This is a genomic window from Haladaptatus sp. DJG-WS-42, assembly GCF_037198285.1.
Lineage (GTDB): Archaea > Halobacteriota > Halobacteria > Halobacteriales > Halococcaceae > QDMS2.
On the sequence record NZ_CP147243.1, the window covers coordinates 1,623,467 to 1,635,315 of the forward strand.

13 protein-coding genes are annotated in these 11,849 nt (G+C 61.4%); 10 read left to right on the forward strand and 3 right to left on the reverse strand.

Going from position 1 to position 11,849, the window contains the following annotated elements:
- Positions 1-28: 28 nt before the first annotated feature.
- From V5N47_RS08935 to V5N47_RS08950, 4 genes are all read left to right on the forward strand, one after another.
- The gene (locus tag V5N47_RS08935; protein WP_338726974.1) at positions 29-1,102 is read left to right on the forward strand and encodes a matrixin family metalloprotease; all 1,074 of its coding nucleotides are present in this window, start codon (positions 29-31) and stop codon (positions 1,100-1,102) included.
- A 260-nt stretch (positions 1,103-1,362) separates the two neighbouring features.
- Positions 1,363-1,569, forward strand: a complete 207-nt coding sequence (locus V5N47_RS08940) for a hypothetical protein (RefSeq protein WP_338726976.1) — start codon at positions 1,363-1,365, stop codon at positions 1,567-1,569.
- Between the two features lie 45 nt (positions 1,570-1,614).
- On the forward strand, positions 1,615-1,974 hold the full coding sequence (locus tag V5N47_RS08945) for a hypothetical protein (protein WP_338726978.1): 360 nt from the start codon (positions 1,615-1,617) through the stop codon (positions 1,972-1,974).
- Positions 1,975-2,047: 73 nt separating this feature from the next.
- Complete coding sequence (locus V5N47_RS08950; protein ID WP_338726979.1) at positions 2,048-2,587, forward strand: DoxX family protein; 540 nt, start codon at positions 2,048-2,050, stop codon at positions 2,585-2,587.
- A 15-nt stretch (positions 2,588-2,602) separates the two neighbouring features.
- Here the strand turns inward: V5N47_RS08950 and V5N47_RS08955 are convergent, their stop codons facing one another.
- The 3 genes from V5N47_RS08955 to V5N47_RS08965 all read right to left on the reverse strand — a co-directional run bounded on the left by V5N47_RS08955 (position 2,603) and on the right by V5N47_RS08965 (position 7,090).
- Positions 2,603-3,706 (reverse strand): aminopeptidase, encoded by a 1,104-nt coding sequence (locus V5N47_RS08955; protein ID WP_338726981.1) that lies wholly within the window; start codon positions 3,704-3,706, stop codon positions 2,603-2,605.
- 65 nt (positions 3,707-3,771) lie between these two features.
- A complete protein-coding gene (locus V5N47_RS08960; RefSeq protein ID WP_338726983.1) occupies positions 3,772-4,278 on the reverse strand; it encodes a hypothetical protein in 507 nt (168 codons plus the stop codon).
- A gap of 193 nt (positions 4,279-4,471) precedes the next feature.
- Complete coding sequence (locus V5N47_RS08965) at positions 4,472-7,090, reverse strand: valine--tRNA ligase (protein WP_338726984.1); 2,619 nt, start codon at positions 7,088-7,090, stop codon at positions 4,472-4,474.
- A gap of 303 nt (positions 7,091-7,393) precedes the next feature.
- Here V5N47_RS08965 and gnd point away from each other — a divergent pair, with 303 nt between their 5' ends.
- From gnd to V5N47_RS08995, 6 genes are all read left to right on the forward strand, one after another.
- Positions 7,394-8,293, forward strand: a complete 900-nt coding sequence (gene gnd / locus V5N47_RS08970) for a phosphogluconate dehydrogenase (NAD(+)-dependent, decarboxylating) (protein WP_338726986.1) — start codon at positions 7,394-7,396, stop codon at positions 8,291-8,293.
- 226 nt (positions 8,294-8,519) lie between these two features.
- Positions 8,520-8,705 (forward strand): hypothetical protein, encoded by a 186-nt coding sequence (locus tag V5N47_RS08975; RefSeq protein WP_338726987.1) that lies wholly within the window; start codon positions 8,520-8,522, stop codon positions 8,703-8,705.
- 141 nt (positions 8,706-8,846) lie between these two features.
- Positions 8,847-9,887: a thiamine pyrophosphate-dependent dehydrogenase E1 component subunit alpha gene (locus V5N47_RS08980; RefSeq protein ID WP_338726988.1), complete on the forward strand. Its 1,041-nt coding sequence runs from the start codon at positions 8,847-8,849 to the stop codon at positions 9,885-9,887.
- Complete coding sequence (locus V5N47_RS08985) at positions 9,887-10,900, forward strand: alpha-ketoacid dehydrogenase subunit beta (protein WP_338726989.1); 1,014 nt, start codon at positions 9,887-9,889, stop codon at positions 10,898-10,900. Before V5N47_RS08980 ends, V5N47_RS08985 begins: the two co-directional genes overlap by 1 nt.
- Complete coding sequence (locus V5N47_RS08990) at positions 10,897-11,154, forward strand: lipoyl domain-containing protein (RefSeq protein WP_338726990.1); 258 nt, start codon at positions 10,897-10,899, stop codon at positions 11,152-11,154. Before V5N47_RS08985 ends, V5N47_RS08990 begins: the two co-directional genes overlap by 4 nt.
- A gap of 82 nt (positions 11,155-11,236) precedes the next feature.
- Positions 11,237-11,818 (forward strand): 2Fe-2S iron-sulfur cluster-binding protein, encoded by a 582-nt coding sequence (locus V5N47_RS08995; protein ID WP_338726991.1) that lies wholly within the window; start codon positions 11,237-11,239, stop codon positions 11,816-11,818.
- The last annotated feature ends 31 nt before the right edge of the window (positions 11,819-11,849 follow it).

Here is an 11,849-nt window from a genome sequence, read left to right on the forward strand (position 1 = left end):
ATAGGTGGGGCTATCCGATAGCTTAGTAATGAACGGGCGAGCCCTCCTGCTGACGCTCCTCATCGTTCTCGCGGGCTGTGCGGCCCCGATAGACCCGGGCTTTGCAGATACTGCAACGACCACGCAGTCTACCGGCCAGACCACAGCAGCACAGGCCACCCAAACCCAAACACCGACGCCCCAAGCCACGCCGACAGCCATCGGCGCACAGGACAACCCGTGGCAGGAAGAGACGCTCACAGTGGCGCTCTCGATTCCAGAAGACGATTCCAGAGAGTACGAACCGCTCGTCGAGGAGGCGCTCGCCTATTGGGAAGCAAACAGCCAGCGCTACGCGGGCTACCCACTCTCCTTTGCCCTCGAACCGAACGCAGAAAACCCGGACATCGTCGTGGAGTTCGTCCCGCACGTCGAGACCTGCGGTGAGAAACGCGAGGTCGCTGGCTGCGCACCGTACATCACCGACGCCCGGCAGGTGAGCCGTCCCGAGCGGATTCAGGTGCTCTCTGGACTCTCCGAAAAATCGACCGTCCTCGTCCTCAAACACGAGCTCGGCCACGCGATGGGCCTCGACCACGGCGACGAACCGCGGTCGATCATGAACGGGCAGGCGAGTCTGACGACGCTGCCACAGACGAACGCCACCGAACGGCCGCTCCCGTGGGACCACGCCGAACTCTCGGTGTACGTTGACTACGGCGTGGTGCCGGAGGGCGAACGCACAGAAGTCCGCGCGCAGCTACAACACGCCCTCGACTACTATTCGAATGGCGCGGACAACTACGTCCCCGAAAACGTCTCCTTTGTCACGGTGAGTTCAGCGTCAGAGGCGGACATCGTGATTCGCTTTACCGACAGCTCGCCGTGCGGCGTGGACCCCGGTTCGTGTGGCGCAGTCCGGGGCGAAGACCCTGACGGCGACGGCGCGCTCGAAACCTACACCCACCTCGAAATCACGCTCACGCACATCGACCGTGACGCCACTGGCTGGCACGTCGGCTGGTGGCTCGGCTACGGCTTTGGCTTCGAAGCAGAATCGGAGTACCCAGACCCCTTCCGCGGTGCGTCGTATTCGGAGCGGCGCGGCGAGTGGTGGGAGTGATTTTACCCGGTTGACAGAAACTAGTACGTCGTGACTGAGTCTCCACGAATCGAGTGGTAGGTCTCAGGCGACAGCTCGCGCGTCGTCCGCATTCTCAGCGTCCTTGCAGTCGCCTCGTTCGGGGCGATTGCGCTCCTCGTTGTCGTGGCTCTCGCGCTCATCGTCCCCTCGTTCTCGCCACCGCTCGCCCGTCGACCATCGCGCTGTTCGTCCTCCTCCTTCTCGTCGGCGGGCCGGGATCGATTGTGTATCTGTGGCCGATGCTGACCGACGAGAACCAACGCCCTCAGTTCACGCCCTTCGCGTTCCCGGACATTGCTGGCTGGAGACAGGTCGCGCTTTCTGCCGTGATACTCACTGTCGTGTTTGCCCTCGCATTTCTCGCCGACGGCCGCGCATTTTACGGCATGTTCGCACTCTCGTTTCTCCTGCTCGTCGCCACCGCTGCGCTCTCTGGGGAAGGCTAGCTCGACCCTGAGCGAGGTGAACTGCACGCAGGAACCACGATTTCATTGGCTTCGCTCGCCGGAATTCGACCCGTTCGCGTCGGCGACGTGACGCTCCGTTATCTCTCCTATAAGTCGGGCGCGTCTCGGCTGACCTCGCCGCGGCTGATTGCCGTTCCAACCGAGCGGTTCGACGGATTCCACTCGAACCTCGAATCCGGCGTGGCAGAACCGGCCCCCGACCGCGAACACCCAGACCGGGTCGTCCAAGTCATCTTACTCGCGTTCGCGGCGTTTTTCTACGCGACCGGCGCGTTCTTCTGGTTCGTCACCGACACCGTTCAGACGAGCACCCGCCTCTACATCGTCGCTGCGGTGGCTTTACTCGGGAGTCTGTTCGTGCTGGTGGCCGTGTTTGAGGTGTGACTCGCCGAAACCGACAACAATTTTTTATATTTGGTTTACATTTTCACGAATGTATATGTCTGAAACTAATACAATGGACGCTGAGCTGTTCGGACGCAGTGTCAGTTTCGACTACTCAGAACACTGGGTGGGCTACTCCCTCGTCATTCTCCGCGTGGTCATGGGGTGGGTGCTGTTCCAGGGTGGAATTACGAAGGTTCTCGACCCAAGTTGGTCGGCCCGAGGCTTCCTCCTCAACGCGATTCCCGAAGGCAACCCGCTTGGTGGGTTGTGGATGACGCTTGGCACCGACTACATCGGGCTCATCGACCCACTCAACGCGTGGGGATTGACGCTTGCAGGCCTCGCGCTCATGCTTGGGGCGTTCGTCCGCTGGAGCGCATTCTGGGGTGCGATAATGATGCTGTTCTACTGGGCCGCGGCCTTACAGGGTGGCCTCCTCGCCGGGCTGCCAATCGCACACGGATGGGTCGTTGACGACCACATCGTGTACGCCGCCTTGCTGTTCGGTCTCGGTGCGTTCGGTGCGGGCCGCATTCTCGGCGTGGACGCCTACCTCGAAAAGATGGCGTTCATCCAGAACAACGAGTGGGTCAAAAGCCTGCTCGGGTGAGGTGACGCGTCTCAGTTAGGCTTCGTTTTCGAACCCGTCTTCCCACCGGAACAAACCATTCCGCTGGACAACCTCGCCGTCAACTTCGATGCGCGACTCTTCGCTCATGTCCGTAATCATGTCCGCGTGGACGGCGCTTTTGTTGCCTTCTTCGCCCTCTGGGATGTTCGAGTCGTAGGCCCGGCCCACCGCGAGGTGGACGGTGTCGCCCATCTTTTCGTCAAACAGAATGGAGTCGGTGAAGCGGTCAATGCCGCGGTTCATGCCGATGCCTAACTCTCCGAGTCGGCGTGCGCCCTCGTCGGTGTCCAAGATTTCTTCGAGTATCGCCTCGTTTTGCTCGGCGCTGAACTCCACGACTTCGCCGTCTTCGAAGATGAGGTGGACGTCGCGCACGCGCTTGCCGTTGAGCGTCATCGGCACGTCGAAGTAGACGGTTCCCTCGGTATCGTAGGGGGCGGTGAACACCTCACCCGAGGGCAGGTTGTGCGAGTCGTAGGCCACCGACGCCCCGGAGTTCACGGCGATGCGTCCCTCGATGGACATGGTGAGGTCGGTGTCCTCCTTGACGAGGCGAACTTCGCTTCCCGCGTCGAGGATGTCTTTCATTTGTGCCATCTCTTCTGCGAGTGACTCCCAGTCGCGGAGCACGGCGTTGTAGACGAAGTCTTGGTATTCTGCATACGACATCCCGGCTTGCTGGGCGAGCGACCGGGTCGGGTGAACGGTCGAGACCCAGTCGGTGTCCATCCGGGCTTCCCGGGCGGCGTTGGTCGCGCGGTTGTACGCCTGTCGCACGTCACTTTCGACGTCTGCGAGTTCGGTGGTGTTGAACCCGCCGCCGAGAAAGAGCACGCTGTCTGCGTTCTCGTAGGCGGCGAGTTCGGGGCCGCGCACCTCGTCGAAGTCGCCGTCGTGGTTTTTGAGGTAGCCACGGAGCATCTCAGCCGAGCTGTAGGTGACGAACATGGTCGCGCCCACGTTCCCCAATTCCTCTGCGACGGCCACACCGAGGTCGTGGGCGTCTTCGCCGACGTTGACAATGACGGTATCGCCGCGTTCGATTCGCGCACTCCAGTTTACGAGGGTTCGGGCGTGTTCGCACACTCGCTCGTCCATGGGGGCGCTACACGAGGTGTGGCAAAAACAGGTGTGATTGGCGACGAGTCGTGCCGTGTGCCCGCCTACACCTCGAATGCCGTAAACCGTATCTCGTCGGTTTCGATTGACACACCCAACCCGCGATAATCGTCTGCGTCGCCAATCCAATTGTGGACTCCGACAGGTCCGCCCTCGACGGCGACCCTGATGCGGAGCGGGTCGTCGAACACCGCGAGATTTGGGTAGACGTGCGTGCTCTCTTCCGTCCCGCTTGCATCGAGTTCGAGGGTATCTTCGAACACCGGTTCTTCGTCCGGTGCAGGCGTGCGCGTCTCGGTCACGGTAACGTAGGGGTCTTCTTTTTCGACAAACGGCTTTTCCCACATCGTGATGTCTACTGTCACGGCCGTCTCAGTGTGATTTGTGAGTTTGAGGTCGTCGGCGCGCCACAGGGTCGGTTCGGTGGTTTTTGTTGGCGTGGTGGACGTGACTGTGGAGTCGTTTTCGGTGGGCGTCTGCGTGCTACAGCCTGCAATCCCACCTATCGAAAGAGAGAGCAGCGTGAGCAACCGCCGCCGAGAAAACGTCATTGAACCCACAAATTCGTGGATGGATGATGAGTTTTCTGGTGGAAAATCACTACCCGTCACGAGCGAAGCGAGTGACTGGCCGTTTTCATGTCTTCGTGAGCAAAGCGAACGAAGGCTCGAAGCGGGGAATCCGCTTCGGTGAAAGTTTTTGCACTGAGCGGTGCGCAAAGCGCACCCGAAGTCGAAAACGGTTCTATGGGAACAAGAGGAGCGTCGCGCCCTCGATTTCGAGGACTTCGACCTCTTCGCCCGTCGCGGCCTGCTGTTCTTCTTCGATGTCGAAGGCGTCCGCGTCGAGGGTGATGGTCTCGCCGTCGACCTCTAACTCAACTTCGCCCGTGCGCTTTTCTTTCTTCAATTCGGCTGGGTCTGCGGCCTCGAGTGCGGCGATGACCGCGCCTGCTTTGCCGCGGAACTTCGGCCCGATGACGCTGTGGTCTGGGTCGACGCCGACCGGGACGAGGTCGACAGCAGGGACGCCCTGCTCGATGTAGACCGGGGCGTTGACGGTGCCAGAGAGGTCGTAAGTGTCAATCGAGAGGTCGTCATCGGGGTAGAGTTCGATGCGATCGAGTTCGGCGTTGAGCGCCATGCCTTCCTCGGATTTCCACGCACGGATGGTCGAGGCGGCGTTGGCGACGAGGTCACCGCGAGCCTCTGCCTCCTCGTCTTCGAACTTCAGCACTGGCCACGGGGCTTGGTGAACCGTCTCCTCGCCACCGGGGAGGTGGCTGTAGGCTTCCGCCGCGAAGAACGGCGCGAACGGCGCGAGCATCACGAGCGAGGAGGTGAGCGCCGTGTAGAGGGCGTGGCGGGCAGCGTTGCGCTCGCCGGGGCGACCCTCGTAGAGGCGGCCTTTGATGAGTTCGAGATAGTCGTCTGCGAGGTCGTGCCAGACGAACTCTCGGACCTTCCGGAGCGCGGCATCGAAGCGGTAGGCGTCCATGTCGTCTGCCACTTCGTCGGCCGTGCGTGCGAGTTTCGAGAGAATCCACTTGTCCGCGTCGCGGTAGGCAGGGTCTTGAATCTCCGGCGTCTCCTCATCGAGATGCTGGAGGGCGAAGCGCGTGATGTTCCACACCTTCGTCTGGAAGCGCGTCGCGCTCGTGACTTCCTTCCACTGGAACTGGATGTCAGAGCCGGGTTGGCCGCCGAGCGCGATGGCTTGGCGGAAGGCGTCGGCCGAGTGTTCCTCGACGACTTCTTCTGGTTGGACGAAGTTGTTGCGTGACTTCGACATTTTGTGGCCGTCTTCGCCGAACACCATGCCGTTGATGAGCGCCTCTTCCCACGGAATTTCGTCGGTGAGCGCCGCGGTGCGGAGGATGGTGTAGAACGCCCACGTGCGGATGATGTCGTGGCCCTGCTCGCGCAGCTGGACGGGCGAAAACTCCTGTTCTGGCCAGCCTGCGACGTGCATCGCGGAGATGGAGGAATCCATCCACGTGTCCATCACGTCCGTCTCCCCGCGCCAGTTGTCGCCGCCACACTCGGGACACGCTCCGATGGACGGGCCAGCGTCGGTTGGGTCAACGGGCAGGTCGTCGGTGGTTGCAACGTGGACGTGGTCGCAGTCGTCACAGAACCAGACCGGAATCGGCGTGGCGAACACGCGCTGGCGGGAGATAACCCAGTCCCACTCCATGCCTTCCGCCCAGTCTTCTAAGCGGGTGTACATGTGCTCTGGAATCCACTCGATTTCCTGCGCCTTCGCCATGATTTCGTCCGTATCGACGCGGATGAACCACTGTTCTTTGCTCAGGATTTCGATAGGGGTGTCACAGCGCCAGCACGCGCCGACGGACTGTTCGGTGGGGTTGGTGTCGTTCAGGTAACCTTCTGCGTCGAGTTTCTCAGCGATGGCTTCCTTCGCGTCTGCGATGGTCAGCCCCTCGAACTCGCCTGCGAGGTCGTTCAGGTGGCCGTCTTCGGTGAACACCGCACGCAGGTCTAAGCCGTGTTCTGCCCACCAGCGAACGTCCTGTTTGTCCCCGAAGGTACAGATCATGACCGCGCCGGTTCCGAAGTCGCCGTCCACGTCGTCGTCAGCGAGGAGTTCGACTTCTTGGCCGAACAGCGGCACCTCGAAGGTGTCGCCGATGCGGTCTGCGTAGCGTTCGTCGTCGGGGCTCACGGCCATGCCGACACACGCCGAGAGCAGTTCTGGACGCGTGGTGGCGATTTCGATGTCGTCGTTTTCGACGCCGGGGAAGGTGATGTAGTAGAGGGTCCCTTCGCGGTCGATGTTCTCGACTTCGGCGTCTGCGATGGCCGTCTCACAGCGCGGACACCAGTTGACGGGGTGTTCGTCGCGGTAGACGAGGTCTTTGTCCGCCATCTCGACGAACGAGCGCTGGGTTTTCCCCCAGTAGGAGGGGTCCATGGTGCGGAACTCGTGGTTCCAGTCCTGGCTGAACCCGAGGGTCTGCATCGTCTCGTACATTGCGTCGATTTGCGACTCGGTGTGCTCGATACACATCTGGCGGAACTCGTCGCGGGGCACGTCCGTCCGGTGGATGTCGTTGTTCTCCTCAACTTTGACTTCGGTCGGCAGCCCGTGGCAGTCCCAGCCCTGTGGGAACAGCACGTCGTCGCCTTTCAGGCGGTGATACCGGGCGGCGAAGTCCATGTAACACCAACCAAGGGCGTTGCCGATGTGGAAGTCACCGGTCGGGTACGGCGGCGGCGTGTCGATGATGTAGTCGGGGCGCTCTTCGTCGCCCTCGTAGGCGTACACGTCGGAGCCTTCCCACGTGTCGCGCCATTTTCGCTCTATCGTGTCGGGGTCGTAGGTCTCTTGCATCTCTGTCATGGTTTGAAAGCAGCGAGTCTGAGCAGGGGCAAACCCGGTACTGCGGGTCGCCGTCGGCTAAGGAATCGTGCGCGAGTTATTCGCGCTACAGGCGGATAGTGTCGATTGTAACTGGGTGTGTACACTCGACAACGGTGTGCCGTCGAGAGTTTCCACTGACTTACAATCGACAATATACTACCGACGACATCACGCTCATACCCCGAGAGTTTGCCCGTATTTTGATAAAGGTTCCCGTCTTCGCGCCACAAACCCCGCGCGCCGAACCACAACCCCTTACTTTGCGTCCACGGAGGGTGAGATATGCAACTTGGCGTCATCGGACTCGGCAGAATGGGGCAAATCGTCGTCTCTCGCGTGCTTGCAGCGGGGCACGACGTGGTCGCCTTCGACCTCGACGAAGAAGCCGTCGCCACGGCCGCGGAAGCTGGCGCGAAGCCCGCCGCCACGCTCGACGACTTTCTCGCACAGCTCGGTGAACAAAAGCGCATCTGGCTCATGGTGCCCGCGGGCGACGCGGTGGACGCCACGCTCGCGGAGCTGAATCCGGAACTCACCGACGAGGACATCGTCGTGGACGGCGGCAACTCCTTTTTCAAGGAATCGACGCGCCGAGCCGAAGCGTGTCCGGCGGCCTATCTCGACTGTGGGACCTCCGGCGGCCCGGCGGGCGCAGAACTCGGCTTCTCGCTCATGGTCGGCGGCCCCGAGTGGGCGTACAACGAACTGACGCCGGTGTTCGACGCCGTCGCAACCGGCCCGGCGGGCCACGACCGCATGGGTCCTGCTGGCTCCGGCCACTACGTGAAGATGGTACACAACGGCGTCGAGTACGTCCTCATGCAGGCCTACGGCGAGGGCTTCGACCTGCTCGCAAACGGCCGGTACGACCTCGACTTAGAGGCCGTTGCCCGGACGTGGAACAACGGCGCGGTCATCCGGTCGTGGCTCCTCGAACTCTGTGAGGAAGCCTTCGCAGAGGAGGGCAACGACTTGGGCGACGTCGCAGACCACGTCGCCGGTGGTTCGACGGGCACGTGGACGGTGCAGGAAGCGCTCGAACAGGAAGTTCCCGTCCCGCTCATCTACCAGTCGCTCGCAGAACGCTTCGAGAGCCGCACCGACGAGCGCTTCGCGCGGCGACTCGCAAACCGGCTTCGCTACGGCTTCGGCCGCCACGAAGTCGCGCGCAAGGACGACTGAGCTTGGCGACTTTCGTGACAACTTCTAGTGTGAAATCTGGAAAAATGGCCACAAATGTTCTCGCGAATTTCTGACCGTCCGCAGTTCTAGCAATTCGGTTTTCAACGCACGCAATCTGTTTCATGACATGGGTAGACATACCATCAATATCTGGGAATATAATCATTTTTTGCGTTATTCGCCGGTTTCGCTACGTTAAGTACCCCCTACTCCTCAACAGCAATTGATGCAGGCCAACCAAGACGGGATCCCCCGTGCGGTGGACCTGGAGTACGAGAACAGCACGCTAGACGTCGCATACCGCGGCGAGTACGTCGAACTGACCGTAGACAAACTCCGGGTGCTCGGAAACACAGAGTGGATTCGAATCGACCGAGACCACTTCGTCGAAGACCTCCGGTCTATGTGCTAACCCCACCGTACACACGCAATCCCCTCACCCCAACTCCCCCTACCCCCAATTTTCTGAACGTTCGCGCCCTTGAGTCAGTACTGTCTACAGACGTGAACGTTTAATTGCCTTCTCGGCAAATGTTGCATGCGAGGGGAAACCATGCCAAGCGTTACCGAACTCAAAGAAATGTACGAGAACATGGTAACAGCGCGTTACTATGAAGAGCGCCTCCAGGAGGAATACCTGGAGGGGAAACAACCGGCGTTCGACATCTCCGCCGGCCCGATTCCGGGGGAGTTGCATCTTGCAGCCGGTCACGAGGCCTCGGGGGCGGGGGTCTGTCAACACCTGCGCGATGACGACACCGTCACCGGCCCACACCGGCCCCACCACATCGCCATCGCCAAAGGCGTTGACCTGAACAAGATGACGGCGGAGATTTTCGGCAGAGAAACCGGCCTGTGCAAGGGCAAAGGCGGGCACATGCACCTGTTCGACTCGACCAAAAATTTCGCGTGCAGTGGCATTATCGCCCAAGGCTGTCCGACCGCCGTCGGCGCGGCCTTGGCTGCGAAAAAGCGCGGCCTCGACTCCGTTGCTGTCGCGTTTCTCGGTGAGGGGGCCATCGACCAAGGCGGCTTCTTCGAGTCGCTGAACTTAGCGCAGGTCCAGCAACTTCCGGTCGTCTTCGTCATCGAGGACAACGACTGGGCCATCAGCATGCCAAAAGACCGTGTCACGGACGTGAAAGACGGCTCGATGCGCGCGAAGGGCCACGGCATGCCCGGCGAACGCATCGACTCGAACGACGCGATTGCCGTCTATGAAGCCGCAAAAGAGGCGGTCAGCCGCGCCCGCAACGGCAACGGGCCAACCCTCCTTGAGGTACAGGTCCACCGCCACATGGGCCATTTCATGGGCGACGCAGAAGCCTACCGGCCGGACGACGAAATCGAGCGCATCAAGAAACTCGACCCGATTCCGCGCCTCGAAAAAGACCTGTTAAACGAAGGCGTCGAGCAATCGGAACTCGACGAGATTCGCACGCGCTCACACGAGCGCGTAGACGAGGCGATTGCGTGGGCGAAAGAGCAACCGGAACCGGAGCCCCACGAGGCGCTCGAAGACGTGTTCCACAACCCACCGGAGGAGTGGGTCGAAGCGGCGAACATGGCCGCTGCACAGGAGGGTGATGACTGATGACGCAACAAGTCGCAGAGCGGGAACTGACGATGAGTCGCGCGATGGTCGAGGCCATCAAACAGGAGATGGACGCCAACGAAGAAGTGTTCGTCATGGGCGAAGACGTGGCCGACTACGGCGGCATCTTCAGCTCCACGACGGGCCTGCTCGACGAGTTCGGCCGCGACCGCGTGATGGACGTACCAATCAGCGAGACGGCGTTCATCGGCGCGGCCGTCGGCGCGGCCCAAGCCGGGATGCGCCCGATTGCGGAACTCATGTTCGTCGATTTCTTCGGCGTTGCGATGGACCAAATTTACAACCAGATGGCGAAGAACACGTACATGAGCGGCGGTGGCGTGAGCGTCCCGATGGTGCTCATGACCGCCGTTGGCGGGACGTACTCAGATGCGGGCCAACACTCCCAGACGCTGTACGGCACCTTCGCCCACTTGCCGGGCATGAAGGTCGTCGTGCCCTCGACGGCGTACGACGCGAAGGGGCTGATGCACAGCGCGATTCGAGACGACGACCCTGTGGTATTCATGTTCCATAAGCGGCTCATGGGCCTCGGCTGGATGCCGTCGCCTGAAGGGCCGAAGACGGACGTCCCCGAAGAGCCGTACACGATTCCGTTCGGCCAAGCCGACATCAAGCGCGAGGGAGCAGACGCCACCGTTGTCACCCTCGGACTCCACGTCCATCGCGCGTGCGAGGCCGCCCGCGAACTCGCAGACGAGGGCATCGAGACGGAGATTATCGACCTCCGGACGCTCGTCCCGTTCGACACCAAGACGGTCGTTGACTCGGTGCGCAAAACGGGACGGCTCATCGTCGTGGACGAGGACTACCGCTCCTTTGGCCTCACCGGTGAGGTCATCACGCGGGTCGCAGAACACGCCTTAGACGACTTAGAGGAGGTTCGCAGACTCGCCATCCCGGACGTCCCGATTCCGTACGCCCGGCCGCTCGAAACCGCCATCAACCCGAGCGCAAAGCAGATTGCAGACGCCATCCGCGACACCCAATGAGCGGAACGGCTGTCCTCGTCGACTCGGCGGCGATTTGGCCAGCGGACGCGATGGACGTAGACGAAGGCGTCGTCTCGAACTGGTTCGTCCGCGAGGGTGCGACCGTCGAGGCTGGCGACACCATCTGCGAGATTCAAATCGAGAAGGTGAGCGTTGACGTGCCCGCCCCGCAGTCTGGAACCCTCGTCAAACGACTCGTCGGCGAGAACGAGGAGTTTCGCCGGGGCGACTCGCTCGCGCGAATCGAACCGTAATCGACCACCGAATTCCAATTTTTGCCCCGAATCGTCCGCCCTAATCAAAATGCTGTTAAACTAGGCTTCCGTACCGCCGACCATGGTTGAAGTACTGGGTGTCGCGCTCGGGGCGCTGTTAACGCTCATCGCGGTGGCCTTGCACTATTCGACGGGAACGGCCAAGTCGCTTCCAGAGGACATCACCGACCAAGTCCTCGAACGGCGCGCCGCATCCGTCGCAGAAACGGATTTCCCCGAACCGATGAACCGCTCGATTGGTGGCGGCGGCGCTGTCGGCGCAGTCGCTGGGGGCGAAGCTGGCGGCGAACTCGAAGAAGGCGGCGACGCCGCTGGTTCGTCGAGCCCAGCCGACATCCCCGAAGACGAAATCGAGTACTTCGAAATCGAGTACGCGAAAGAAGGGAAAACGATCGAAGTCGCAAACAACGAGACGATTCTCGACGCGGGCGAAGACGAAGGCTGGGACCTCCCCTACGCCTGCCGTCAGGGCCAGTGTATCTCCTGTGCGGGGAAGGTCGCCTCCGGCGAGAACGCAGAGGACTACGTCGTCCACGACAACCAGCAGATGCTCGGCGAGGAGGAACTCGGCAAGGGCTACATGCTGACCTGCGTTGCCTACCCGAAGAAACCGTTCACGCTCGAAACCGGCGAGACGCCATAGCGCGGCCGAACCAGAGCGCTGATATCTTTCC